The following is a 25,474-nucleotide window of genomic DNA, read 5'->3' as shown; positions in this document are numbered from 1 at the left end:
GGGCATCCTGAACAACCGTTGGCGTCGCCTGTCGGCGCCCGACGAGAGGCTTCCTCATGTCTGCACTGCGCCGAATCGGTGCGGGGCTGGCGTTGGCCCTGATCGCCGTCCTGGCGACCGCGGTACCGGCGTCCGCCCACGACCAACTGACCTCCAGCACACCCCGCGAAGGAGAAGCGCTGGCGACGGCTCCGAAGGAGATCGTGCTGACGTTCTCCGGCGATCTGATCGTCCTCGATGCGTCGATGACGGGCGCGGTCGTCATGGTCGTCGATGCGTCCGGGAAGGACTGGGCGTCGGGAGAGATCGACGTCCAGGGGAACACGGTGACCGCGCAGCTCACGTCCGGCATGCCGGTCGCGGGATATCAGGCGCGGTGGCAGGTCGTCTCCGAGGACGGGCATCCGATCTCGGGAATGATCCCGTTCACGATCGGCGACGCCGACCCGATGGACACGGACCAGAAGGGCGACAGTCGCACGGATGGTGACGCCCGCGCCTCAGAAGATCAGATCGCAGACGAATCGAGCAGCCCCGTTCGGGTGCTGCTCATCGGGGCGGGCGGCGCGGCCATCGCCGCTGCCGGCTTCGCCCTCTATCGATACCTTCGTCGCCCCAGGGCGACAGCCGCCCCGCCGGAATCCGGCGCTGATGCGGCAGAGAACCTGTGAAAGGCACCACACGATGAACACTTCCCAGACCCTCCCTCGAGCCGCGGCACTGCTGGCCGTCTCGTTCCTCGCGCTGACCGGCTGCGCCGCAACCGCTCCGCCGGCATCCGAGGATCCGAAGCCGGCCGGCGATGTCGTGACGATCGAGGACGCATGGGTGAAATCCGCTCCGGACGGCATGTCCGCCGCCTTCGGGATGCTCGAGAACGCCGGCGACGAGGATGTGACGGTCGTCTCCGTCGAATCCGATGCGTCATCGATGCTCGAGCTGCACGAGACGGTGGAGAACGAAGCCGGCGAGATGGTGATGAGGGAGATCGAGGGAGGTTTCGTCATCCCCGCGGGTGCGGAGCTCGCCCTCGAGCCCGGCGCGAACCACATCATGCTGATGGATCTCGCCAGCCCGCTGGTCGCGGGCGATGAGGCCACCTTCACGCTGACCTTCTCCGACGACTCGACGTACGAGTTCACCGCTCCGGTGAAGGACTACTCGGGTGCGAACGAGAACTACGAGGACAGCGACGAGCACGAAGGCATGGATCACTGATGCCCGCGCCCGCTGAGGGCGCGCGCACCGATCACGGTCGGTCGACCCGGCGACAGTTCCTCCTCGGAGGGGCTGTCGCCGGGATCGGCGCGGCCGCGGCGATCGGTGCGGACTTCGCGCTCAACCGTCCGGACACGGACGAGACCACGGCCGCGTCTGCGCCCATGAACGGCGATGAGAAGGTCCCCTTCTTCGGCGCACACCAGGCAGGCATCGACACGGCCGCGCAGGCGCACGGTGTCTTCGTCGGCCTGGACCTGAACGACGGTGTCGGTGCGGCGGCCCTCGTTCGTCTGATGCGGATCCTCACGGACGATGCGGCGCGGCTGACGCAGGGAACACCGGCCCTGGCCGACTCCGAGCCGGAACTCGCACTGTCGCCCGCTCGCCTGACGGTCACGTTCGGGTTCGGCCCCGGGCTGGTCACCCGGGCCGATGGTGCGGCACCGAGCTGGCTCGCCCCGCTTCCCGCGTTCGGGATCGACCGGCTGCAGCCGGAGTTCTCCGACGGAGACCTGCTGCTGCAGATCAACGGCGACGATCCGCTCACGGTGGCGCACGCGACCCGCATGCTGCTGAAGGACGCACGCGGATTCGCGACGATCCGGTGGACACAGCAGGGATTCCGGCGCGCGTACGGCACCGAGCGACCCGGGACCACGATGCGGAACCTCTTCGGCCAGGTCGACGGCACGACCAACCCGCAACCGGGGACGAAGGACTTCGACCGGGTCGTCTGGGCTGAAGAAGGCTGGCTCGCAGGCGGCACCGGCGCGGTGATCCGCCGCATCCGGATGGATCTCGACAAATGGGACCGTCTCGACCGCAGCGGACGCGACGCGTCCGTCGGCAGAAGCATCGCGAACGGGGCACCCCTGACGGGGACGGACGAGTTCGACGAACCGGACTTCGACGCGAAGACCGCGATCGGATTCCCGGTGATCCCGCAGTTCGCCCACATCCGCCGGGCGCGCGGCGACGACAGCGAGCGCATATTCCGCCGCGGGTACAACTACGACGAGCGCCCGCTCGGAGCAGAGGTCTCCGAATCGGGGCTCCTCTTCGTCTCCTATCAGGCCGACATCGAACGCCAGTTCATCCCGATGCAACGACGACTCGACGAGCTCGACCTGCTCAACGAATGGACCGTGCCCATCGGCTCCGCCGTCTTCGCCATCCCGCCCGGATGCGCAGAAGACGGCTTCATCGGCGACTCCCTCCTCTCCTGAAAGCCCCACCATGACTCTCACGACATCCGAGACCACCCCGCACTCGCCGCCCTCGACCACCAGGTCACGTCGACGAGGGTGGCTCGGCCCGCTGCTGCTACGACTGCACTTCTCCGCCGGCATCCTCGTCGGCCCGTTCATCCTCATCGCCGCCATCAGCGGCGCCCTCTACGCACTGACGCCGCAGCTCGAGCAGGCCGTGTACTCGGAGCAGCTGCACGCACCCGAGACGGAGACGTCGCTGACCCTCGCGGAGCAGATCGAGGCCGCCGACGTCTATCGTGGCGATTCCTCCGGGCTCTTCGCCGTGCGTCCCGCCCCCGAGCCCGGCGACACGACACGGATCATGTACGCCGAAGACGGGCTCGGCCCGAGCGAATCCCGCGCCGTGTTCGTCGACCCCGGTACCGGAGAGATCCGCGGCGACCTGGTCGTGTACGGCACCAGCGGCTCCACGCCGCTGCGCACGTGGATCAGCAACCTGCACCGCAACCTGCACCTCGGCGACGCCGGACGCCTCTACAGCGAACTCGCCGCCTCCTGGCTCGGGATCGTCGCCGCCGCGGGCCTCGCGCTGTGGGTCGTCCGCATCCGCACGTCCCGCGCCAGGAAGGACTTCGTTCGACCGAACCGCACCCACAGGGGCTACCGCCGTCTCTTCGGCTGGCACACGAGCATCGGAATCTGGGTGCTCCTCGGCGCCCTGTTCCTCTCCGCCACGGGTATCACCTGGTCGCAGTACGCGGGAGCGAATGTCGGCAGCCTGCGCGCCGCCCTCGACTGGGGAACCCCCTCGATCGACACCACCCTCGGCGGCGAGACGGCAGGGACGGATGACCACGCGCACCATCACGGTGCGGAGACCGCACCGACCGGAGCCGCCAACCCCGCGACCTTCGACGCCATCCTCGCCATCGCGCAACGCGAGAACGTGAACACCGGTCAGGTCGAGATCAAACCGCCGGCTGAACCGGGAACCGCATGGACGATCCGCGAGATCAAGAGCAGCTTCCCCACCGAGGGCGACTCTCTGGCGATCGACGGCACGACCATGCAGGTCGTCGACCGGATCGATTTCGCAGACCTCTCCCTGCCGGCGAAGCTCGCCAGCTGGGGCATCAGCATCCACATGGGCGTCATGTTCGGACTCGCCAACCAGCTCGTCCTGTTCGTCGTCGCCATCGGGCTCGCGGCGATGGTCGTTCTCGGTTACCTGATGTGGTGGAAACGGCGGCCAGCGCATGACCCGAGCACCCGTATGGGCAAGCCTCCCCGGCGGGCCCTCTCGAGCGCGCCGTGGTGGGGCGTCGCGGCCGTCGGGGTCACGTCGATCGTCGTCGGATTCTGGCTGCCGCTCGTCGGGTGGACACTCCTCGGCTTCCTCCTCCTCGACACTCTTCTCGGCTTCGTCAGCAGACGGCGATCACGCACTCCCTAGTCCGATACGTGTGCTTCCCTGCCCACCAAGACCTCGATCGGCCGGCCGATCGATCCGCGACACCACGTGCAGCGGCGGATCGATCGGGTTGTCCGGCTCCATGTCGCCTTCCCCCACCCTCCGGAATCCCGCCTTCTCGAGCGCACGCCACGAACCGATGTTGCCGGCGACGACCGGCACGATGATCGCGGGAGTGGCGGGATACGAGAGCCAGGTGTCCGCCACGACGGCGCGGATGATCGCCGAGCCCAGACCACGGCCGGTGCTCGCCGCATCCGCGATGAGGTAGTCGATCGTCACGGCCTCCGGCGGCACCTCAACGATCGCCGAGAGCTCCTCGAAGTCCTCGGCGTAGTCGGCGATGCGCGAACGCTGCACGAGAGCGGCCGGCACGTCGTCGACCGACACCAGCAGATCCTCCCCTGGCTCCTCGCCGCGCGTGCCCGGCCCGAAGTCGCGGGCGACGCCCTCCGGCGAGAAGTCGTGATGCCAAAAGCGGTGCACGTGCGGCCGCGCGAGCCAGTCTCCGAGCAGCCCGAAATCACTCTCGACGACGGGGCGCCAGGTGAGGCGCGGAACGGGGCGGCCCTCCATGCCTCCTAGGATCCCACGACACCGACCGTCGAGTTCATGACCCCCGGAACGCGCGCCCCCGCGACCAGCCGGGCCACGAGTTCGGTGTAGTCCACGCCGGCGGCGGCGAACATCCGCGGCACCTGCGAGGCGGCAGTCAGCCCCGGCATCGTGTTGACCTCGTTGAGCACCGGACCGTCCTCCGTGAGGAAGAAGTCCATCCGGGCGACGCCGTCGCAGCCGAGCGCGTCGAACATCGCGATCGCGGCACGCTGGAGCGCCGAGGTCTCGGCTGCGGTCAGGTCGGCCGGCACCGTGAACCGGGCACTCCCGTCGTACTTGGTGGCCGTGTCGAAGAGCCCGGGGGCGTGGATCTCGAGCGGCGGCGCCGCCCAACGGACACCGCCGGCCTCGCGGAGCACGGCCACGTCGATCTCCCGCGCGCGCACGACCTCCTCGACCAGGATCCGGTTGTCGAAGCGCGCGGCGGTGCGCAGGGCTTCCCGCAGTTGCTCTGCCTCGGTCACGAGACTCACGCCGTAGCTCGACCCCGCCGACACGGGCTTCACGACGACCTCGCCCTCGAACTCCACATCGCCGATGTCGTGCGCCGCGACCAGTCTGCCGCGCGCGGTGCGGATGCCGACGGCATCCGCCACGAGCTTGGTGGTCCACTTGTCCATGCCGATCGCTCCGGCACGAAGGTCGGAGCCCACGACCCTGGCGCCGGACAGCGCGGCGAGTGCCGCGAGCGCCCCGTCCTCGCCGAGTGCTCCATGCACCGCGGGGAAGACGACGTCGGCCTCGGCTATCAGCCGCAGCGCGAGCCCCAGCGATTCGGCCGGAGTCGTGCACGGCGGGATCCCGTCGGCGCGCCAGAAGCCGTCGCGGTCGATCGTCACGGTGCTCACCGTGTGATCTCCCATCCGCAGCGCGGCAGAGACGGCGGCGGCAGAGGCGAGCGACACCTCATGCTCGGAGTTCTGCCCTCCCCCGATGACCAGGACGTGCGTTGTCATGCGATGCTCCTCTGCACCCGAGTGCCTATTCCAGTGACGATCGTGTGCGGGATGGTTCCGGCCCACCGTGCCCATTCCTGCACGGACGGCACCACACCGCCTTCGGGACCGTACACCGTGACGGGCGTCCCTCGCGGATAACGCGCCTCACCGGTGTCGATGACGATCTGGTCCATCGACACGCGACCCACCAGCGGATGCCGGACGCCACCGATCTCCACGGCCGCGCCCTCCGCGACCTCCCGAGGGATGCCGTCGGCGTACCCGACCCCGACGACGCTGAGATTCGTGGCCTCCGCCGTGACGTGCGCTCCCCCGTACCCGATCGGGGTCCCCTCCTGCACGAACGAGCTGTGTACGACCGAAGCGGTGAACCTCCCGGCACCGGCGAGCGCCACCGTCTCAGACGGGTCGATCCCGACGAGCCCTGCCCCGATGCGCACCATCCCGAAGTGCGTCGCCGGATCGGTCAGCGCGCCGGACGTCGCAGCGAGGTGCACGAGCACCGGGCCGAAGCCCTCCCGCAGCACCGCGTCGCGCGCCTGCCGCATCCGCAGCACGGCGGCGGCGTTCGCCCGCGGATCCCCATCGTCCGCGTGTGGCAAATGCCCCATCACGCCCACGACCTCGACCCGCCCACGGCCCTGCCGCGCGACGCGCAGGAGTTCCGGCCACTCGTCGAGCGGGCTTCCCCCGCGTGACATGCCGGTGTCCATGTGCAGGTGCACGCGCACCGGCGACGTCGCATCGGCGATGAGGTGACGCAGCTCCTCGGCCGACCCGACCGCGATGTCGACGCCGTACGCGGCGGCAGCGGCGGCATCCACCCCCGCCGGATTCAGCCACGACAGGATCGGCACGGTGAACCCGGCTTCGCGCAGCACGGCGGCTTCCGCGAGGTCGGTGACGCCGAGCCACTCCGCTCCGGCGGCCACGGCCGCCTGGGCCACGGTGACCGCGCCGTGCCCGTAGCCGTCGGCCTTCACCACAGCCATGATGAGCCCGTCGGTCGCGGCCCGCACGCGGCGGATGTTCGCGCCCACGGCATCCGGCAGCGTGGCGAGTGTCGGCGCGGGCAGGAGCGCGCGCGCGGTCTCCACCGAATCCGTTACAGGGGTCATGACTTCATCCTCGGGTCCTCGGTGGGGTCCGCATACATCTCAGGGCACCCCTGGTCCACGGCATCCGGCCGCAGCTCATAGTGCCACGATTCGTTCGCGTAGATCTGGCACAACCCGTAGTGCGAGCCTCGTTGCGCCAGCCAGTCGAGGGTGGCGAGCGGGCCGAGATCGACGGCATCGCCCGAGACGTGGGCGGAGGTCTTCGGGCTCGCGACCCAGCGCGCCGCCTCGGCCTCCGAGCCGTACTGGGTGATCGCCTCGCGCTGCATATGCTCCTGCAGGGCCGCGGATCGCCAGCCGCTGTTCACCCGGAATTCGAGGCCGTCGGCGGCCGCATCGTTCGCGGCACGCTGCAGTGCGTCGAGCAGCGCGGGGTCGAGATTGCCGACCGAGACCCGGTCGGTGTCGAAGACCGTGGGCTGGTCGCCGTCGCGGATCACGCCGTCGGCCTCGCTCGGGGCGATCGACGATCCGTTGACCTGCTCCCCCGCCGGGGTGTCGCTGGGGGCGGACGAGGACGTCTGCGGGGAGACGGCAGCGGATGCCGCGACGATCGACTGCTGCACGGCGAAGGCGAGGATCACGACGGCGGCGAGCGCGATCGCCGCGACGATGAGTCGTCGACGGCGCCGTGTCCTGCGGGAGGTGGAGATGATGCTGGTGTTCATGTCTCCAGTGAAGGCGGATGCCGGTTGCCAGGGCGTATGCGCTTTTCCATATGCTCGCGATATGTGCGGGTGCGTAGGATCGGAGCACATGAGAGCAGAGCCATGCGTGTGCTGATCGTCGAGGACGAGCCCTACCTCGCCGAGGCGGTCCGCGATGGGCTGCGTCTGGAGGCGATCGCCGCCGACATCGCGGGCGACGGCGACACGGCCCTCGAGTTGCTGAGCATCAACTCCTACGATCTCGCCGTGCTCGACCGTGACGTTCCCGGCCCGTCCGGCGACGACATCGCGCGATGGATCGTGGCCTCCGGCAGCGGCATCCCGATCCTCATGCTCACCGCCGCCGATCGGCTCGACGACAAGGCGTCGGGGTTCGAGATCGGCGCCGACGACTACCTCACGAAGCCGTTCGAGCTGCGCGAGCTGGTGCTGCGGCTGCGGGCGCTCGACCGCCGGCGCCACCGTTCGCGCCCTCCGGTTCTCGAGGTCGCAGGTCTCCGTCTCGACCCGTTCCGCCGCGAGGTCTACCGAGACGACCGCTACGTCGCTCTCACCCGCAAGCAGTTCGCCGTGCTCGAGGTGCTGGTCGACGCCGAGGGCGGGGTGGTCAGTGCCGAGGAGCTGCTCGAGCGCGCGTGGGACGAGAACGCCGACCCCTTCACGAACGCGGTGCGCATCACCGTGTCGTCGTTGCGCAAGCGACTGGGCGAGCCGTGGCTGATCCTCACCGTGCCGGGCGTCGGGTATCGCATCGGCACGGATGCGGATGCCGATGCCTAGGCGGCGCGGGATGAGCGCCCGGCTCAAGCTCACGCTGAGCTATGCGGGCATCGTCGTCGTGTCGGGAGTGCTGCTGCTGGCGGCCGTGGCGCTGTATCTGCTGCGCTACGTGCCGGACACGGTCGACTTCTTCCCCAACCGCACGGATCTGACCAAGGCTTTCGTCCCTTCCGCCGTCATCGTGATGATCGTGCTGTTCGCGCTCGGCCTGGCCGGGGGCTGGATCCTCGCCGGCCGGATGCTGGCGCCCCTCGAACGGATCGGTCGCGCTGCGCACCTCGCTGCTCAGGGGTCGCTGTCGCATCGGGTCGCTCTGGAGGGGCCGAGGGACGAGTTCCGCGACCTGGCCGACGTCTTCGATTCGATGCTCGAGCAGCTGGAGGCGCACGTCTCCGAGCAGCAGCGTTTCGCCGCGAACGCCTCCCACGAGCTGCGCACCCCGCTCGCGATCTCACAGGCGATGCTGGAGGTCGCCCGCAACGACCCCGAGCGCGACGTGGATGCGCTGATCACTCGGCTGGAGGTCGTCAACAGCCGGGCGATCGACCTCACCGAGGCGCTGCTGATGCTCAGCCGTGCGGACCGCCGGTCGTTCACCCGCGAGATCGTCGATCTGTCGCTGCTCGCGGAAGAGGCCGTCGAGGCGCTCCTGCCGGTGGCCGACCGTCGCGGGATCGCCGTCGAGGTCGGCGGCGCCGCGGCCCCTGTGCTCGGCTCGTCGACCCTCCTGCAGCAGCTCGTCACCAACCTCGTGCTCAACGCGATCGTGCACAACCTCCCGACCGGCGGTGCGGTGGCGGTCCGCACCCACGCGATGCCCGACGCGGTGGCGCTGGTCGTCGAGAACACGGGTAAACCCGTCCCCGCCCATCGCGTCGCGACCCTCACGGAACCGTTCCAGCGCGGCGCCGAGCGCACCCGCAGCGAGGATCATCCCGGGCTCGGCCTCGGACTCGCGATCGCCGAGCGCATCACGCAGGCTCACGGCGGGAACCTGGTGCTCACCCCGCGCACCGAGGGCGGCCTGATCGTGACGGTGTGGCTGCCGCATCCGTATCCGGCGCCCTTGGGCTGACCGGGGCGCGCCCCCGCTACATCTGCAGGTTGATCTGACGGTTGCAGGTCTAGAACACGGTTTCTGACCTGCATCCGTGTTTTCGACCTGCATCCGTGCCGAGCGGATGCCGAGCGGATGCCGAGCGGATGCCGAGCGGGCGAGGTCAGCCCGCCCCGGCGCCCCGCACGAACCGCTTCGCGAGCTCGACCATCGCCTGCCGCACCTCCTCGCCTTCGAGCAGCTCGAAGTCGATGCCGCACATGCCGATGTAGAGCGCGAACTCCGCGGGCGAGTCGGATCCGGCGGTGAGGATGCTGGTGCCATCGGTCTCGGGAACGACCTCGGCGACCGTCGCGTCGAAGTGGCGCGCCACGACGTCGGCCGGCGCCTGCATCCGGAATCGCGCGCGGTACCGGTAGGGCGCGGTCGTGATGCTGCGGGTGGTGAACTGCCGGAGCGCCTCGTCGGGGATGTCCTTCCGCGGAAATCCCTCGCGCAGGACGAGCGGATGCCGCATCCGATCCACCCGCAGGGTGCGCCAAGCCTCGCGTTCCGGGTCCCACGCGACGAGATACCAGCGCTCGGCGGTGTGCACGACCCGATGCGGCTCGATGATCCGGCGGACCTCCTCGCCGTCGTGGCGCGTGTAGTCGACCTGCATCCGCCGCTGCTCGGCGATCGCGGTGGCGATGGTCGTGACGACCGCGATATCGACGTCGTCGTGCCGGGTGCTGAGCGGCACCATCGCCTGCTCGACTTCCACGATCTGCCGTCGCGTCGCCGATGAGAGCGATTGCTCGAGCTTGGCGAGGGCACGAGCAGAGGCCTCTTCGATCCCGGTGACGACGCCGGTGGCGGCGGCGCGGAGGCCGACGGCGATCGCGACCGACTCGTCGACCGTGAGGGTCAACGGCGGCACGGCCGCACCCGCGCCGAGGCGGTATCCGCCGTGCCTGCCGCGCGTCGCCTCGATGCCGTAGCCGAGCTCGCGGAGGTCGTCGATGTCGCGGCGCAGGGTGCGGGCGCTCACCTCGAGCCGCTGTTGCAGTTCGGTGCCGCTCCACTCGCGTCGGGCCTGCAAGAGGGAGAGGAGTTCGAGGGTGCGTCCGGTGGTGCGGGTCATGCTCCCCAATCTCTTTCGGTATCAGGTCATATTGTGGCCGCTTTGGTCGAGAGAGTGAAGTCATGAACACGAACCAGATCGACGCCCGCGTCCAGCCGTTCCGCATCGAGATCTCCGACGACGCCGTGCAGGACCTGCGCGCGCGGCTGCGGAATGCTCGAGTCCCGCAGCCCCTGCCGGTCGACGACCGCAGCACCGGCATCCCCTCCGCCGAACTGCAGGACCTCGTCTCCCGCTGGGCGGAGCACGATTGGCGCACCACCGAGGAGCGCCTCAACGCGCTGCCGCAGATCATCACCGACATCGACGGCCAGAACATCCACGCCGTGCACGTGCGCTCCCCGCATCCCGATGCGACGCCCCTGCTGCTGTTGCACGGTTGGCCCGGATCGTTCCTCGAGTTCGAGGCGCTGATCGGACCCCTCACCGATCCCGTCGCCCACGGCGGTGAGGCGGCTGATGCCTTCGACGTCGTGATCCCCTCGCTCCCCGGCTTCGGCTTCTCGATGCCGCTGGTCGGCGCGGCGTGGGGCCGCGGAGAGATGGCGGGGGTGATGCTCGAGCTGATGACGCGCCTGGGCTACGACCGATTCGCCGTGCAGGGCGGCGATGTCGGCGCCGGCGTCGCACCGGAGATCGGCAGACTCGCATCGGAGCGCGTGATCGGCGTGCACGTGAACGGATCGCTCGGCAACTTCGCGGGCGATCTCGACGACGAGACGGCCGCGTCGCTGACCACGCTCGAACAGGACCGCGTGCGGCGCATCCGGGAGTTCCTGCAGAACGAGTTCGGCTACATCGCGATCCAGTCCACGCGGCCGGGCCTCGTCGGACAGGTGCTCGCCGACAGCCCGGTCGGGCAGTTCGCGTGGATCCTCGACAAGCTGCAGGCGTGGACCCACCCGGCCGAGGCTTCGGCCGCCGACGTCCTCGGCGAGCGCTTCGTCTTCGAGAACGCGGCGCTGTACTGGTTCACCGCCACGGCAGGTACGTCGGCCTTCGTCGGCTACGCACAGCAGGGCGATTGGGGTGCCGAGCCCGAGAATTCCGGCGTGCCGACCGCCGTGATCGTGTTCGCCCACGACGTGGGTCTGCGATTCGCCGAGGAGCGGTCGAACCACATCGTCCGCTGGACCGACGTCGAGGGCCGCGGCGGGCACTTCGCCGCGATGGAGGAGCCCGAGATGCTGGTCGCCGACGTGCAGGAGTTCGTGCGGTCGCTGCGATAGCCCCGGGCTGCTCCCCACTTTGCAGGTCGATTTCACGGTTGCAGGTCCGGAATCCCCTTCCGGACCTGCATCCGTGATTTCAACCTGCAAACGGGGCTCGCGGACTCCGAGACGCGCGGACTCCGACGAGCGGATGCCGCCGCGAGTCAGGCGACCTGCGCCCCCCGCAGTGCGGCGATCTCACGGCCGTAGGTCACGGCATCCGTCTCGGCGGCTTCCTTCAGCTCCTGCGCGGTGTCGGCGAAGGCGTCGAGCGCAGGGTTCACGCCGACGAGGGTGAACGGACGCTGCACGACGCGCAGGTCGAGGCCCCAGACGTCTTCGAGCACGCGGCGCAGCCAGCCGGTCGAGTGGTCCCAGCCCTCCTTGGGCGACCCGGCAGCGTAGTTGCCGCCAAGCACGGTGACCAGCGTCGCGGGCTTCCCGCGGAGCGCCGTACCCGTCGGGTCGATGCGCGCGTCGGTGTAGGCGAGGTCGAACCAGGTCTTGAAGTGCTGCGAGACGCCGTAGTTGTAGAGCGGCACGGCGAACAGCAGCGCATCGGCGCCGATGAGCTCGTCGGCGAAGGACGTCGCCAGCGCGCGGGCTTCGTTCTGCCCCGGGGTGCGCTGTGCCGCGTCGACGAAGCCGCCGGTGACGGCATCCGCCCACGCCGTCGCAGGCACGGGGTCGGCGGCGAGATCGCGACGGGTCACCGTCGAGTCGGGATGGGATGCCGTCCACTCGGCCTCGACGAGGTCGGCGAGTGCGCGGCTGGCGGACGACGCAGGAAGGATGCTGGCATCCAGGCGGAACAGGGACATGACGAGCCTCTCGTTTTCGTAGTCGCTAGGTTTTTCTTAGCGGCAACGGTTAACGTAGCACGGGTAGGATGGGGGCATGCCCGAACTCGAGGAGGCTGTGCAGCAGTGCGACGCTGCCGTCACACTGGCCTTCAGCGTGCTCGGCAAGCGGTGGAACGGCATGATCATCGCCTCGCTCGGCGGGGGCCCATCGACCTTCGTCGCGCTGCGGCGCGCCGTCGCCGGCATCAGCGACACCGTGCTGTCCGACCGGCTGGCCGAGCTCGCCGAGACCGGACTCGTCGCGCGCACGGTCGACGCCGGCCCGCCGGTCACCGTGTCGTACGCCTTGACCGCGAGCGGCGAGGGCCTGCTGCCGATCCTCGACCAGCTGGGCGCCTGGGCCTCGACGAACCTGGAGCAGCGCGCCCGCTGAGCCGCCCGGCATCCTGCCCTCTCGTCCCGACATGTCTTGTCCGCGCACCCGTCGTTCCGGCATCGCCGATCCATCTGCAGGTCGAAACGACAGATGCAGGTCGAGATGGCCGATGACGACCTGCACATGTGACTTCGACCTGCATCTGTAACGACTCGCCGGCCCGCCGACTACCGGAACGCCACCGCCGTCCCGTTCTCGGTGAAGTTCTCGAAGGTGAACTCGCCCTGCGTGTTGTTGCCGTCGATCTCGGACAGCATGCCGAAGCGGGCGTTCGCCAGTTCCCCGGACGGCACCGTGACGTTCGACCCGATCTGCGTGTAGGTCGTGCCGTCGGTCGAGTACTCGGCGGCGTACACCCCGGCGCTCACGTTCCTGAGACGCAGCCAGACACCGGATGCCGAAGGGTCGGCGACGCGCCGGCTCTCCTCCGGAGAGCCATTGAACTCGGTGACCACGGTGATGGTCGGGTTGCCGTTGTTGTGCTTGCGCTGGAGGGCGATGTAGCTGTTGTCACTCCCGTACAGCAGCAGACCCGACTCCGCGTACCGGTTCGTGGTGCGGCCGGTCATCTTCACCGCACCCGTGCCGTTGGCAGGACTCGACGCCCGCAGCACCACCGTCGTGGCATTGTTCTGGCTGCCCCAGAGGAATCCGTCGCCCGGGTTGAGGATGAGCGCGCCGCCCACGGTGAGGCGACGGTCCGCCGGGTTGTCCCGCGTCACCGTCCAGGACGAGTTCAGCGTCGGCGCCGGCGTCGACGAGAACGGACGGACGGCGCCGTCCTCGGTGAAGTCCGTGAAGGTGAAGGCGGGCTGCGCCCTGTTGCCGTCGACCTCCGACATCACGCCGAAGTGCGCTCCGCTGAGGGCGCCGGCCGGCACGGCGATGTTCGATCCGATCTGCGTGTACGCGCTGCCGTCGGTGGAGTACTCCGCGGCGTAGACGCCGCTGCTCACGGGCCGCAGCCGCAGCCAGACGGTCGCCGCCGTCGGATCGGCGACCTTGCGGCTCTCCTCCGGAACGTCGTTGAACTCAGTGACGACGGTGATCGTGGGGGTGCCGTTGTTGTGCTTGCGCTGGAGGGCGATGTAGTTCCGGTCATCCTTGTACAGCAGCAGTCCCGCTTCGGCCCACCCTTGGTTCGTACGTCCCGTCATCTTCACCGACCCGGTGCCCGTTCCCGATCCGCCGGCACGTACCACCACGGTGGTCGCGGTGTTCTGGTCGGCCCAGAGCCATCCGTCGCCCGGCGTCAGGGTCAGGCCGCCATCGGCGGTCAACTGTCGATCTGCCGGGATGTCCCGCACGACGGTCCAGTCCGGGCCGAACTGCGGGGTGACCACACAGCCGCTGGTTCCGCCGACCGTGACCGACACCGGTGCGGACTGGAGCACACCCTTGGCGGTCTGCACCTGAGCGCGGATCGTCGTCGTGCCCGCGGCCACAGCTCGTAGGGTTCCGTCTGCGTTGACGGCGACGACGCTCTGGTTCGCCGACGTGTATGTCGCGGAAGGCAGCGGTGCGGGGTTGCTCTGCCCGATCCTGGTGTCCTCTCTGCTGATCGTCACGTTCGCGGCGGTGGTGCCGTTGTTCGCGTCGACGCGTCGATTGAAGCCGGGATCGTAGGTGTTGTTCGAGATCGTGACTCCGGTGTCGCCGTGCAGGACGAACGCGCTCGACCCGTAGGGAGAGGCGGATGACGCGGCGCGTGCGGAGAACTGCTGACCGACCGCCGGGCAGGTGTCGGCCACCGAGACCGAGACGATCGACTCACGGTCGAGGCGCAGGAATCTGTTGCCGCTGATCGTCAGCCCCTGGACGCTCTTGGAGTTGACGATCTGGCCGTCGCCCATCTGGAACTCGTTGTTCAGGATCTTGATGTTCTTGTGCACGGGCGCCGCGGGATCGATGCTCGGGTTCGTCGGCTCGATGAAGATCACGGGCCACCCGGTCGTGGGTCGCTTGAACACGTTGTTCTGGATCGTGACGTCCTTCACCGGTCCGGACTCGTACCACTGCGCAGCATCCGACGAGATGAAGATGCTCGACATCTGCGGACCGTCGAACACGTTCTCCTTGATGACGACGGGCTTGCGTGTGGTCACGAGGATCGCGCGGGTCGGCATGTTGACGAAGGTGTTCTTCTCGATCAGCACGGTGGGGGTGTACGTGGTGTTCTCGACGACGTAGTTGTTGTTCGTGACCGTCGCGGGGATCGCGCGGTCGAAGGTGACCTGGATCTGCGTCAGGTTCTTGTCATGGTCTCGCCCCGACGGCCCGGTCGCCGACACGACGACCGGCGCGAGTCCTGCCACGGGTGCCATCGATCCCTTGGCGACGATCTCGACCTCGTCTCCCGCATAGAACTGCGGGAAGCCCGCGGTCTGGTGATGCTGGTACTGCAGCGTCAATGTCTTGTTGTCGGCGGATCGACCGACGACCTGCAGGTACGTGCCGTGGATGTTGATGGCGTCGTCGTGAGCCCCGTCGAAGACGTTGTCGCGCAGGGTGATCGTGCCCGAGACTCCCGACATCTGGACGAAGTCGGCGAATCCGGCCGTCGACCGCCCGCTGCCGACAGGCGTGGCGAAGTTGTTGCCCTCGATGGTGATGTTGTGGCTCAGCTGCCCCAGGTAGCCGAAGCCGTGCAGGTACTGCGCGTCGACGTTGCGCACCGTGACGTCGCGGGACTGCCAGAAGAAGGCCGACGCGGTGTCGCGGGTATCCTCGCGCATCTGATAGACGATGCCCTGGTCGCCCGGCCGGCTCGCCGACGTGTATTCGATGCGGATGCGGTTGCCGCCGAGATCCGTCATCGAGGAGATCCCGTTGAAGACCGGGTTGCCTCCGCGCCAGGTGATGTTCCGGGCCGGATCCTTCGTCTGGCTGTAGGTCAACGCGTTCACGCCCGACCAGTAGGGCGTGCTCGTGCCCGGGCGGTTCTCGCCGCGCCAGGTGACCTGGTTGTTCGCGACCGAGTACAGGGTGCCGGTCGGCACCTGGAGGATGCGGTACCCCTTGCCGTTCGCGACTCCGGTCTCGGCGACCGTGGCGTCGATGACCTTCGGGGTGACGTAATCGAAGCTGAAGTCCTGGAACGTGACGTTGCTCGAATCGATCGCCGCGAACGCCGTCTGGAAGCCGTGCAGACTGAGCTTCGAATCCTTCCCGTCGATGACGACGTCTTTCATCTTCTCCACGAGGATGGCGAGCCGCTTGTCGCGGAGACTCGCATTGGCCCCGACCGTGTTGGACATGTAGAGCTCGCGCTGCTCGGCCTTCTCCGGGTAGAGCGAGTATGTGCCCGTCGGGAAGACCACCCGCACCGGCCCGGTCAGGCCTTTCGCGTGCACCAGGGCCGCCTTGACCGCGGCGGCGCTGTCAGTCGCTCCGGTCTTGTCGGCTCCGAAGGTCGTGACGTCGACGATCTGTTCCGCGGCCGCGGCCTGAAGCGGGGTCGCGGTCAGCATGGCCGCCGCGAGCAGGAGAGAGGTAAACGCGGAGATCGCGCGCACTGCCGGCATGAGGGTGCCTTTCGTTCAGCATCGTTGCTGTCCGAGAAGGTATCGCGATCGATTTTGATGTCGAGAGGACAATCCGCGCGATCGCATGGACGATTCAGCGCAACGGCGAGGTCACCAGGGGCTGGGTTCGTAGTCCTTAAGAAAAACTCCGTGGATGTCCTCGCCGGCCTCGCCTCGTACGATCGGGTCGTACACGCGCGCCGCCCCGTCGACCAGGTCGAGTGGAGCGTGGAAGCCCTCCTCCGCGAGACGCACCTTCGTGTAGTGCGGGCGCTCGTCGGTGATCCAGCCGGTGTCGACGGCGGTCATCAGGATGCCGTCGGTCTCGAGCATCTCGCCCGCGCTCGTACGCGTGAGCATGTTCAGCGCGGCCTTCGCCATATTCGTGTGCGGATGCCCCGGCCCCTTGTAGCGGCGGGAGAACTGGCCCTCCATCGCCGAGACGTTCACGACGTACTTGCGGTGGGCTCCGGATGCCGCCATCGACGCGCGCAGGCGACTGATCAGCAGGAACGGCGCGGTCGTGTTCGCGAGCTGCACCTCGAGCATCTCGAGCGGGTCGACCTGGTCGATCGACTGCACCCAGCTGTTGGTGCGGTTCACGTCCGGCACGAGACCCCCCGCGTCGATCGCGGTGCCGTCGGCGTGCTTCTCGAGCGACGACGAGCCCGGGGCCATCGCGAGTCGTGCCAGGTCTTCTGCGGTGAGCGCCTGCCCGCCCTGTTCGGCGACAGTGCCGCCGAGCGCCGCGACCGACAGCAGCGGATGCGCGTCGACAGACGCCTGCAGCGCCTGCGGGTGCGGGTCCGCGGTGTGCCCGAAGGTCTCCATCTCGGGCAGCGGCCCGTCCGGCAGCGGCTGGAGTTCGGCATCCGCCAGCAGCGAGTACGAACCGGGCGAGCGGCGCACGGTCTGCGCGGCGTTGTTGATCAGGATGTCGAGCGGCCCTTGGGCTGCCACCGAGTCAGCGAGACCGATCACCTGGGCGGGGTCGCGCAGATCGATGCCGACGACGCGCAGCCGGTGCAGCCAGTCGGCCGAATCGGGCAGCGCCGAGAAGCGACGCACCGCATCGCGCGGGAAGCGCGTCGTGATCGTGGTGTGCGCGCCGTCGCGCAGCAGCCGCAGGGCGATGTGCATGCCGATCTTCGCGCGGCCGCCGGTGAGCAGCGCGCGCTTGCCGGTGAGGTCGGTGCGGGCGTTGCGCTTGCCGTGGCTGAAGCGCGCGCAGTCGGGGCAGAGCTGGTGGTAGAACGCATCGACCACGGTGTACGGCTGCTTGCAGATGTAGCAGTTGCGGGGCTTCAGCAGCTCGCCCGCGATCGGAGCATCCACGACGCTCGTCGCGAGGTCGGCGCCGCGGGTCTCGTCGTCGATGCGGTCAGGTGCGCCGGTGGCCGTGCGGGCGACGACCGCCTTGTCGGCCTCGGCGATCGCGTCGCGGATCTCCTTGCGGCGCACCCGCTTGACGGCCTTGAACATCGCCGCCGTCGCGTGTCGCACAGCGACGAAGTCCGGATGCTCGTTGTCGATCTCATGCAGCTGCGACAGCACCCGCAGGGTCGTGGCGAGATCGTCGGGATCGACCCCGCCGCCCAGCACCTCGCGGAGCTGATCGCCCGCACCGACCTCGTCCGCGGGGTCCCTGAGCTCGTCGAAGGGTCCGGGTGCGTCGGTCATTGTCCCGATTTTACGCGAGTGTCCTGGGGGTTCGGTGCGCCCGCCGCTTGATATGCAACCATCTCCCTGCACCTCGCGGCGCTCGAGTCAGCCGGTCCGCCGAGGCATCGGACGGTCCCGAGCTGCTGCTCGAGCCGTCCGGCCACCCCGCCGTGAAGCTCTGTCGCGATGCGCTCGTCGAAGACGGCATCCCCCTCGCCCAGTTCGCCGTCGACGACCTCGCCGCCGAGCACGCTCGTCTGCGTCCGCTCCGGTCGTCGGCATCCCTCCCCCGATTTTCGGACGATCGCAACAATTTCGGATGATCCCGGCGAGATCAGCCGAAAAAGCTGCATCCGTCCGAGAATCGTCGAGAGCAGAAGAACTCAGCCGCTAGGCGATCCCGCCGCCGTCGACCACCAGTGCCGAGCCCGTCACGTACGAGGAGTCGTCGCTCGCGAGCCAGACCACGGCCTGCGCGACCTCGTGCGGCTCGCCCATCCGGCGCAGCGGGCGGTCGGCCGCCTCGGCGAGGAACGCATTCGTGTCCTGCGCGAGCTGCCGGGCCTCTTCGCGCAGCATCCCGGTGTTCACGTCGCCCGGGTTGACCGAATTCACCCGGATGCCGGCCGGCCCGTGGTCGATCGCCAGCGCCCGGGTCATGTTCACGACCGCGCCCTTCGACGCGCAGTACGAGATCGCCTGGCCTCCGCCCTTGAGGCCCCAGCCGGAGCCCGTGTTGATGATCGAACCGCCGCCGGCGGCCTCCATGACCGGCACGATGTGCTTGCACATCAGGAAGATCGAGCGCACGTTCACGCCGAAGACGCGGTCCCACTCCTCGACGGTCGTCTCGACCGCGGTCGTGCGGCGGATGATCCCCGCGTTGTTGAAGACGACGTTCACGCCGCCCAGCTCGGAGATCGCGGTTGCGACGACGCGCTCGATGTCCTGTTCGCTCGCGACATCGGCGGCGATCGCGACGGCGGTGCCACCCGCCTCACGGATCTCGGCCGCGACGGCCTCCGCCGCCTCGGCGTTCAGGTCGACGACGGCGACGGACGCGCCCTCCGCGGCGAGCGCGAGGGACGTCGCACGGCCGATGCCGCCGGCTCCGCCGGTGACGATGGCCTTCTTGTTCTCGAGACGCATGGGGTTCCTTTCGGGTTCGTTCAGACGGGGGTGAGTTCGGGAGCCGTCACGGGGTACAGGCTGCTGCTGCCGACACCCGTGATGACGCGGATGTGTCCGGCGAGACGAGCGTCGAGCTCGCGGTCTCCGGTGTCGACCAGGAGCGCGCGGCCCTGCAGGTCGATGAGCTTCTGCTCGGGGGCGACGACGAGGAGCGGGTCGCCGATGGCGCGGAGGACGGATGCCGACAGCTGCTGGTTGCCGCGGCCGAGGAGGAAGCCCTGGCCGCCGATCACCGTGACCACGGCGCGTGCGGGTCCGCGGGCGATCTCGGCGAGAAGCTGCTGCTCGCTCGCGCCTGGGACGACGACCGCGCCGTCGAGGACCACGTCGACGCCGAGGGGACTGCCCTCGATCCCGAGCTGTCTGGCGATCTCGGCGGTCGTGCCGCCGGGGCCGAGCAGGTAGCGGAAGCCCGGCTGCATGCGCGCGACGGCTCCGCGGGCGGCGGCTTCGACGGCCGCGGCTTCGGATGCAGGCGTCGCGGCCTTGCGCGCCTGCGTGCGACCGGCGCGGTACGGCACCCGCAGCATTCCGTAGAGCGTGGGGTCGACGCGGGCCCGCCGCATCGCGGCCTCGTCGATGTCGAGCACCTCGCGGTCGGCGGTCGGCAGCCCGTGATGCGTGACCCAGTCGGCGGCGAGTGCGCCCGCGGCCCGCGGACTGACCGCGAACACCGGGGAGTACATCTTCACGCCCGCCGGAATGCCGAGCACGGCCGGGATGCGCGGCTCGGGCTCGCGGTCCTCGCGTTCACAATTCAGCCAGAACGGTGTCCGCAGGCCCGATTCGCCGCTCGAGGCGCCCGGTGCGACACGTTCTTGCTGAATTGTGAACGCGCGACCGGCGACACCGACGCCCGCCGCCGCATCGCGCAGCGTCCCGTCGCCCCCGACGACCAGCACGAGGTCGGCCCCCGCCGCAGCGATGGCGGCGACAGCGCGCGAGGTGTCCTCCGCCCGGGTCGGCGACGACCCCGACGGCGCGTGCACCACGCACGGCACGAGGCCGGCGGCACGCACGGCATCTGCCCCCATCTCGCCCTCCGCGGTCATCACCACGAGGCCCGGATGCTGCGCCGCCAGCACCGACAACGCCGCGGCCGCCCGCTCCTGCACGCGCGACCGCGCACCGCGCGAGACCGCGAGGCGTTGCACGTCCGCACCGTCGGAGCCGGCGAGGCCCGCGGGCCCGCCGACTCCGGCGACAGGGTTGACGACCAGTCCGATCACGACGCGACGGACTCCCCCGGGAATCGCTGACCGCTCACGGCCTCCGGGTACTTCCGCAGATACGCGCGCCAGGTGATCGCCCACCGCTCCGGGTCGTCGAGGTCGTCGTGGTGCGTGTGGTGCACGGTCTGGTTGTGCGGGGCGGTGCGGACGACGTCGGGGGTCTCCCGCGCCTCGCGCGCCACCTCGGCGAGCGTCGCCGCGTACTCGTCGAGCTCGGACATCGAATACGACTCGGTCGGCTCGAGGGTGAAGGGCTGCGGCACCACGTACGGGTGGTGGCTGGTCCAGTAATGCATGCCGAAGTCGCTCATCCGGATGCCGATCTCCTCGGACGAGACGCCGGTGTCCTGGAACAGCTCCTCCCACGAGTACCGCACCTGCTCGATGCGGCGGCGACCGGTGGCGTAGGGAGCGGATGCTCCGGGGATCGCGAGCACGCGCGCCATCAGGTAGTTGTTGTTCAGCACCGCGGTCTCGGCGGCGGCGAGCAGCCCCTCCGCACCGAGGGCCATGATCCACGAATACGCCTTGACGAGCGCGGGGATCACCCCGAAGAACGGCGCGACGGTGCCGATCGACCGCTCGCCCAGCTCTCCGACGGCGAAGGTCCCGTCGTCGGCGCGCACGACCCGCGGCCCCGGCAGGAACGGCGCGAGCGCAGCGCTGACCGCGTTCGCACCGGAGCCCGGTCCGCCGCAGCCGTGCGGGGTGCCGAACGTCTTGTGCAGGTTGAAGTGGCACACGTCGAAGCCGGCGTCGCGGGCACGCGTGATGCCCAGGATGCCGTTCGCGTTCGCCTGGTCGTATGACGCCAGCGCGCCGACCGCGTGCGCGGCGTCCACCCACTCCCGGATCGCCGGGTTGTAGATGCCGGTGTCCTCGGGGTTGGTGACCATGATCGCCGCCGTGCGCGGGGAGAGCGCGGCCTTCAGCGCGTCGAGGGAGGGGTAGCCGTCGGCATCCGGGAACACCGTGATGACCTCGTAGCCCGCCGCCTTCGCCGCCGCCGCATTGGAGGGGTGGCTGAAGATGGTGGTGATGACCTCGCGGCGCTGCTCGGCCTCGCCGTTCGCCTCGTGGTACGCCCGGATCATGGCGACGTTGGCCCAGATCGCGGCCGAGCCGCCCTGCGTGTGCAGCGAGACCTCGTCCATGCCGGAGATCTCCGCCAGCATCCGCTCCAGCTGCCAGACGATCTCGAGCACCCCCTGCGCGTCGGCCGGATCCTGGTGCGGGTGCATCGCGGTGAGCTGCGGGGTGCCGGCGAGCTGGTCGTTGATCTTCGGGGCGTACTTCATGGTGCAGGTGCCCTGGCCGATGTCGACGTTGAAGTCGGCGCCGAGGTTCTCCTGGGAGAGGCGCAGGTAGTGCTTGAGCACGCGCATCTGCCCCATCTCCGGCAGTGCCGGTCGCGATGGACGCCGCAGGGATGCCGGGAGGTCGGCGACGACGTCACCGACGACCTTCCGCACGCCGGGCTCGACCTGCGAGACCAGCACGCCGCGCTCGCCGGGGGTGGTGAGTTCGAAGATGATCGGCTCGTCCCAACGGGCCTGCTGGAACCGGCGGAGCGCCGGCTTCGGCGCGACGGGAAGACTCATCGGTTCTGCTCCTTCGCAGCGAGATCGGAGGGGGAGTCGGATGCCGCGACGGCGGCGAGCGCGGACGCCAGCCGGTCGATGTCGGCCTGGGAGGTGAGCTCGGTGACGCACACCAGCAGTCGATGCGTGTCGACGACCACGCCGGGCTCGATGCCCTGAGCGCGCAGCGCTGTGACGACCTCGGCCGCGGTGACGTCGGCGAACGTCACGGTGAACTCGCGCAGATGCACGGCATCGTCGTCGAGCGTGATGCCCGGAACCGCGGCGAGCGCGCGCTGCGCGTAGCGGGTGCGGGCGAGCAGCACCTCGCCGAGCTCCGCCATGCCGGCCGGACCCATCAGCGACAAGTAGACGCCCACAGCGATGCCCCAGAGGGCCGCGGCCGTGCCGACCCATTCCTTGCCCTCTTCGCGGTGCGCGAAGGAGGTGCGGTCGTAGGCGACGTCGCCGAATCCGTACTCACCGGGCACGTCGGTGGTCGCGAGCCCGAACAGCCGCGACGGCATCTCCATGATGAACCGGGGGTCGTCGTGCACCGCGATGAAGCCGCCGTGCGCGCCGCCGAACCACTGGTGCAGTCCGAGGGACTGGATGTCGCCGGTGACGATGTCGGCACCTGCGAGCGCGGGCGGCGTGAGCACGCCGTAGCCGATCGGATCGGTGCCGACCACGAGCACGGCGCCGGCCGCGTGCGCGGCATCCGCGATCTCCCGCAGCGCCGCTTCGACGGCTCCGGTCGCGCTGGGCGTCTCCACCCAGACCGCGGCGACGTCGTCCGCGAGCGCCGCCACGACGGCGGCGACGTCGACGGTGCCGTCCACGGTCGGGACCGTGTCGAGCGCCAGGTGCGCACGCACGAAATCCTGCACCTTCGACAGCTTCGCCGGCAGCACGTCGCTCGCGACGAGCACGCGCGAGCGCCCGGTCATCCGGCCCGACATCGCGAGTCCCGTCGCGGTCGCCTGATAGCCGTCGTAGGTCGGCACGTTCACGACGTCCATCGCGAGCAGTTCGGCCATCAGCGACTGGTACTGGAACAGCGCCTGGAAGCGGCCGTGGTCCTCGTACGGCTCCCCCGCGTAGGCGGTGAGGAACTCGCTGCGCCCGATGACCTCGTCGACGACGGCCGGCACGTAGTGGTTGTAGACACCCGCACCGAGGAAGCTCAGCCGGTCCTGCGTCGAGCGGTTCTTCGCCAGCAGCCCCCGCACGTGACGGGCGAGATCCTGCTCGGCGACGAACGGCGCCGGCAGATCGAGCGGACGGCCGAGCCGGAGGGCTGCCGGCACGTCGGCGTAGAACTCGTCGGTGGAGGCGGCACCGACGGCCGCGAGCATGGCTGCCCGCGACTCGGGTGCCGTGTTGGGGATGTACGGATGCACGAAGCTGTCGCTCGTCATGCGTCCTCCTTCACATCGTTGGTGCGCAGAGGCATGGTCAGGGTGGCGAAAGGGACGGTCTCCGACCGCGGTGCGGCCAACACCGCGACGCCGTAACGCCCGAGTTCCAGGCGGCCGGAATGACGGATGCCGGTGAGCAGGTCCGTCGACGTGCCGGGGATCTCGAAGGCGACGGGCGCGCGTCCGTGGTTCAGGTAGAACGTGTAGTCGGTGGTCTCGTCGGCGCGGGTGACGACCTCGACGTCGACATCGGTGTCTGCGCGGGCGGGGAGTCCCGCGGTACGCAGCACATCACGGAAGACCGGCAGCATCCCGGCGGGCTCGACCATCGCGCTCAGATACCAGGCCGACCCCGCGCCGACCGCGCGGCGAGTCACCGCGGGCAGGCCGTCGAGCTCGCCGCCGGCGTAGGTTCCCCGCACCTCGACATCGTCATCGGCCTCGAGCCATTCGCTCCAGTGCGGCACCGTGAGGGCTTCCCCGGCGTAGTCGATGGTCGCCGTGAGGCCGTCCGCGATCGGCCATTGCTCGTCGACCTCGATGCCGAGGAGGTCGCGCAGCGGGCCGGGCGCTCCGCCGTCGTGCACCTTCTCGGCGGCATCCACCACTCCGGAGAACGGCCCGACCACCAGGTGCCCGCCGCGCTCGACGAACGCGCGGAGCGCATCGGCCTGCGGCTGCTCGACGATGTACAGGTTCGGCACCACGACGACGTCATACGCGTCGAACGGACCCGTAGCTCGCACGGCATCCGTCGGCTGACCGAGCATGTACAGGGCACGGTGCCAGGCGCGCGTCTGCTCCGCCCACTGCAGCCGCTGCGACGGCAGCGACTCGACCGCGCTCGTGCCCCACCACGAGTCCCAGTCGACGACCAGCGCGACGCGGGAGCGCACGCGGGTGCCGCGCACCGGCTCGAGCTTCTTCAGCTCCAGGCCGAGAGCCTTGGTCTCCTGGTAGCTGCGGGAGCGTTCGCCGCGGTGGCCGAGCATCGAGGAGTGGAACTTCTCCTGGCCGTACTTCGCCTGCCGCCACTGGAAGAACATCACCGCATCGGATCCGTGGGCCACGGCCTGCAGACTCTCGACGCGGATCTTGCCCGGCGCCTTCGGCACGTTCACGTCGCGCCAGCTGGTGGCGCTCGCCGACGACTCGAGCAGCAGCCAGGGCTGCCCGCCCTTGAGCGCGCGCATCAGCCCGTAGTTGAGGGCGGCGCCGACGTGCGAGGTCGGGTCGGCGGGCTCGGGGTAGGCGTCGTCGGTGACGACGTCTTCGACGGACGCGAAGTCCCAGTAGTCGAGATCGCGGAACATGCTCATGAAGTTCGTGGTCACCGCGATGTCGGGGGTGACCTCGCGGAGCACGTCGATCTCGACCTGGAAGAGCTCGAGCATCGCGTCGGAGGAGAAGCGTTCGAAGTCGAGGAGCTGGGTCGGGGTGAGCGGTCCCGGCGCCTTCTTCGGCGTCTCGATGTGGTCCCACGAGGTGTACCGCTGGCCCCACACGTTCACGCCCCACGCCGCATTGAGTCCGTCGAGGTCGCCGTAGCGGTTCTGCAGCCAACGCCGGAAGTGCCGCGCCGTCTCGGGGCACCAGCAGCGGGAGACGTGATCGCCGTACTCGTTCGAGATGTGCCACATCGCAAGCCCCGGATGCGCGCCGTAGCGCTCGGCCATGGCACGCGTCATCCGGGCGACATTCTCGCGCCAGATCGGCGACGAGGGGCAATAGGTCTGCCGGGAGCCGAACTCGAGGCGGTGGCCATCGGCATCCCACGGCGCCATCTCGGGGTGCGCGCGCAGCAGCCACGACGGCGGGGTCGCGGTGGCCGTCGCGAGGTCGATCGCGATGCCGGCATCCCACAGCAGATCGATGATGCGGTCGAGCCAGCCCCAGTCGTACACACCGGATTCGGGCTCGAGCTGCGGCCAGCTGAAGATCGGCAGGCTGACCATGTTCACGCCGGCCTCGCGCATGAGGCGGATGTCCTCGTGCCAGGTCTCCTCCGACCACTGATCCGGGTTGTAGTCGCCGCCGAAGGCGAGCGCATCGAGTCGCACGGGCCGGATCGGCTGGGCGGCATCGGGTACGGGCACGGGGGCTCCTCTCTGAGTCTTCGGCTGTCGTGAATCTTCCGACGATCCGGTCTTGCGCTGGCGCTTCGACCATCCTGCCTGTATTCTGTATA

Annotated in this window: 22 protein-coding genes; 9 read left to right on the top strand and 13 right to left on the bottom strand. The window is 69.4% G+C overall.

All coding sequences use genetic code 11. The features are described 5' to 3' along the window. Window positions 1–56 precede the first annotated feature (56 nt). Genes V5D55_RS07905 through V5D55_RS07890 form a run of 4 tightly spaced genes read left to right on the top strand, consistent with a single transcriptional unit; the run spans window position 57 to window position 3,885 of the window. Window positions 57–671 carry a copper resistance CopC family protein gene (locus V5D55_RS07905; RefSeq protein WP_435748851.1) on the top strand — a complete coding sequence of 205 codons (615 nt, stop codon included), beginning with the start codon at window positions 57–59 and terminating at the stop codon, window positions 669–671. Window positions 672–684: 13 nt separating this feature from the next. After that, a complete protein-coding gene (locus tag V5D55_RS07900; RefSeq protein ID WP_435748850.1) occupies window positions 685–1,218 on the top strand; it encodes a copper chaperone PCu(A)C in 534 nt (177 codons plus the stop codon). Continuing rightward, the gene (locus V5D55_RS07895; RefSeq protein WP_435748849.1) at window positions 1,218–2,447 is read left to right on the top strand and encodes a Dyp-type peroxidase; all 1,230 of its coding nucleotides are present in this window, start codon (window positions 1,218–1,220) and stop codon (window positions 2,445–2,447) included. The genes V5D55_RS07900 and V5D55_RS07895 overlap by 1 nt, the downstream gene beginning before the upstream one ends. Window positions 2,448–2,457: 10 nt before the next feature. Then, entirely contained in the window at window positions 2,458–3,885 is a 1,428-nt protein-coding gene (locus V5D55_RS07890) for a PepSY-associated TM helix domain-containing protein (RefSeq protein WP_435748848.1), read from the top strand. Here the strand turns inward: V5D55_RS07890 and V5D55_RS07885 are convergent. From V5D55_RS07885 to V5D55_RS07870, 4 genes are read right to left on the bottom strand one after another with little or no spacing between them, the layout of a single operon-like run. Continuing rightward, on the bottom strand, window positions 3,871–4,479 hold the full coding sequence (locus V5D55_RS07885; protein WP_435748847.1) for a GNAT family N-acetyltransferase: 609 nt from the start codon (window positions 4,477–4,479) through the stop codon (window positions 3,871–3,873). The genes V5D55_RS07890 and V5D55_RS07885 overlap by 15 nt on opposite strands. A 5-nt stretch (window positions 4,480–4,484) precedes the next feature. Continuing rightward, the gene (locus V5D55_RS07880; RefSeq protein ID WP_435748846.1) at window positions 4,485–5,477 is read right to left on the bottom strand and encodes a D-alanine--D-alanine ligase family protein; all 993 of its coding nucleotides are present in this window, start codon (window positions 5,475–5,477) and stop codon (window positions 4,485–4,487) included. Then, window positions 5,474–6,598: an alanine racemase gene (gene alr / locus V5D55_RS07875; RefSeq protein ID WP_435748845.1), complete on the bottom strand. Its 1,125-nt coding sequence runs from the start codon at window positions 6,596–6,598 to the stop codon at window positions 5,474–5,476. The genes V5D55_RS07880 and alr overlap by 4 nt, the downstream gene beginning before the upstream one ends. Beyond that, window positions 6,595–7,266, bottom strand: coding sequence for a M15 family metallopeptidase (locus V5D55_RS07870; protein WP_435748844.1), 672 nt, complete (start codon window positions 7,264–7,266; stop codon window positions 6,595–6,597). The genes alr and V5D55_RS07870 overlap by 4 nt, the downstream gene beginning before the upstream one ends. Window positions 7,267–7,368: 102 nt before the next feature. Here V5D55_RS07870 and V5D55_RS07865 point away from each other — a divergent pair, with 102 nt between their 5' ends. After that, a complete protein-coding gene (locus tag V5D55_RS07865) occupies window positions 7,369–8,046 on the top strand; it encodes a response regulator transcription factor (RefSeq protein WP_435748843.1) in 678 nt (225 codons plus the stop codon). A gap of 10 nt (window positions 8,047–8,056) precedes the next feature. After that, on the top strand, window positions 8,057–9,121 hold the full coding sequence (locus tag V5D55_RS07860) for a sensor histidine kinase (protein WP_435748842.1): 1,065 nt from the start codon (window positions 8,057–8,059) through the stop codon (window positions 9,119–9,121). A gap of 145 nt (window positions 9,122–9,266) precedes the next feature. Here the strand turns inward: V5D55_RS07860 and V5D55_RS07855 are convergent, their stop codons facing one another. Further along, window positions 9,267–10,226, bottom strand: a complete 960-nt coding sequence (locus tag V5D55_RS07855; protein ID WP_435748841.1) for a helix-turn-helix transcriptional regulator — start codon at window positions 10,224–10,226, stop codon at window positions 9,267–9,269. A 62-nt stretch (window positions 10,227–10,288) separates the two neighbouring features. On the opposite strand from V5D55_RS07855, the gene V5D55_RS07850 reads away from it, so the two are divergent. Next, complete coding sequence (locus tag V5D55_RS07850; RefSeq protein WP_435748840.1) at window positions 10,289–11,455, top strand: epoxide hydrolase family protein; 1,167 nt, start codon at window positions 10,289–10,291, stop codon at window positions 11,453–11,455. A gap of 146 nt (window positions 11,456–11,601) precedes the next feature. On the opposite strand, the gene V5D55_RS07845 is transcribed toward V5D55_RS07850, so the two are convergent. Then, a complete protein-coding gene (locus tag V5D55_RS07845) occupies window positions 11,602–12,258 on the bottom strand; it encodes an FMN-dependent NADH-azoreductase (RefSeq protein ID WP_435748839.1) in 657 nt (218 codons plus the stop codon). A gap of 76 nt (window positions 12,259–12,334) precedes the next feature. On the opposite strand from V5D55_RS07845, the gene V5D55_RS07840 reads away from it, so the two are divergent. Further along, window positions 12,335–12,673, top strand: coding sequence for a winged helix-turn-helix transcriptional regulator (locus tag V5D55_RS07840; protein ID WP_435748838.1), 339 nt, complete (start codon window positions 12,335–12,337; stop codon window positions 12,671–12,673). 170 nt (window positions 12,674–12,843) lie between these two features. Here the strand turns inward: V5D55_RS07840 and V5D55_RS07835 are convergent, their stop codons facing one another. Continuing rightward, a complete protein-coding gene (locus V5D55_RS07835; RefSeq protein WP_435748837.1) occupies window positions 12,844–16,200 on the bottom strand; it encodes an Ig-like domain-containing protein in 3,357 nt (1,118 codons plus the stop codon). Between the two features lie 111 nt (window positions 16,201–16,311). Next, window positions 16,312–17,880 (bottom strand): SDR family NAD(P)-dependent oxidoreductase, encoded by a 1,569-nt coding sequence (locus tag V5D55_RS07830; RefSeq protein ID WP_435748836.1) that lies wholly within the window; start codon window positions 17,878–17,880, stop codon window positions 16,312–16,314. Between the two features lie 152 nt (window positions 17,881–18,032). Between V5D55_RS07830 and V5D55_RS07825 the strand changes: the two genes are divergently transcribed. Then, window positions 18,033–18,185: a hypothetical protein gene (locus V5D55_RS07825; protein WP_435748835.1), complete on the top strand. Its 153-nt coding sequence runs from the start codon at window positions 18,033–18,035 to the stop codon at window positions 18,183–18,185. 67 nt (window positions 18,186–18,252) lie between these two features. Here V5D55_RS07825 and V5D55_RS07820 read toward each other — a convergent pair whose 3' ends face one another. The 5 genes from V5D55_RS07820 to V5D55_RS07800 are packed head-to-tail and all read right to left on the bottom strand — an operon-like array spanning window position 18,253 to window position 25,382. Beyond that, on the bottom strand, window positions 18,253–19,011 hold the full coding sequence (locus V5D55_RS07820; RefSeq protein WP_435748834.1) for an SDR family NAD(P)-dependent oxidoreductase: 759 nt from the start codon (window positions 19,009–19,011) through the stop codon (window positions 18,253–18,255). A 20-nt stretch (window positions 19,012–19,031) separates the two neighbouring features. Then, window positions 19,032–20,282 (bottom strand): ATP-NAD kinase family protein, encoded by a 1,251-nt coding sequence (locus V5D55_RS07815; RefSeq protein ID WP_435748833.1) that lies wholly within the window; start codon window positions 20,280–20,282, stop codon window positions 19,032–19,034. After that, on the bottom strand, window positions 20,279–21,886 hold the full coding sequence (gene gcvPB / locus V5D55_RS07810) for an aminomethyl-transferring glycine dehydrogenase subunit GcvPB (RefSeq protein ID WP_435748832.1): 1,608 nt from the start codon (window positions 21,884–21,886) through the stop codon (window positions 20,279–20,281). Before gcvPB ends, V5D55_RS07815 begins: the two co-directional genes overlap by 4 nt. After that, window positions 21,883–23,286, bottom strand: a complete 1,404-nt coding sequence (gene gcvPA, locus V5D55_RS07805; protein ID WP_435748831.1) for an aminomethyl-transferring glycine dehydrogenase subunit GcvPA — start codon at window positions 23,284–23,286, stop codon at window positions 21,883–21,885. Before gcvPA ends, gcvPB begins: the two co-directional genes overlap by 4 nt. Next, window positions 23,283–25,382, bottom strand: a complete 2,100-nt coding sequence (locus V5D55_RS07800) for a beta-galactosidase (RefSeq protein WP_435748830.1) — start codon at window positions 25,380–25,382, stop codon at window positions 23,283–23,285. Before V5D55_RS07800 ends, gcvPA begins: the two co-directional genes overlap by 4 nt. Between the last annotated feature and the right edge of the window lie 92 nt (window positions 25,383–25,474).

The sequence above is a fragment of the Microbacterium sp. PMB16 genome (assembly GCF_051294855.1).
In the GTDB taxonomy this organism is placed as follows: domain Bacteria; phylum Actinomycetota; class Actinomycetes; order Actinomycetales; family Microbacteriaceae; genus Microbacterium.
The sequence above is the reverse complement of the archived record's forward strand: the minus strand, read 5'-3'. Positions and strand labels throughout refer to the sequence as shown.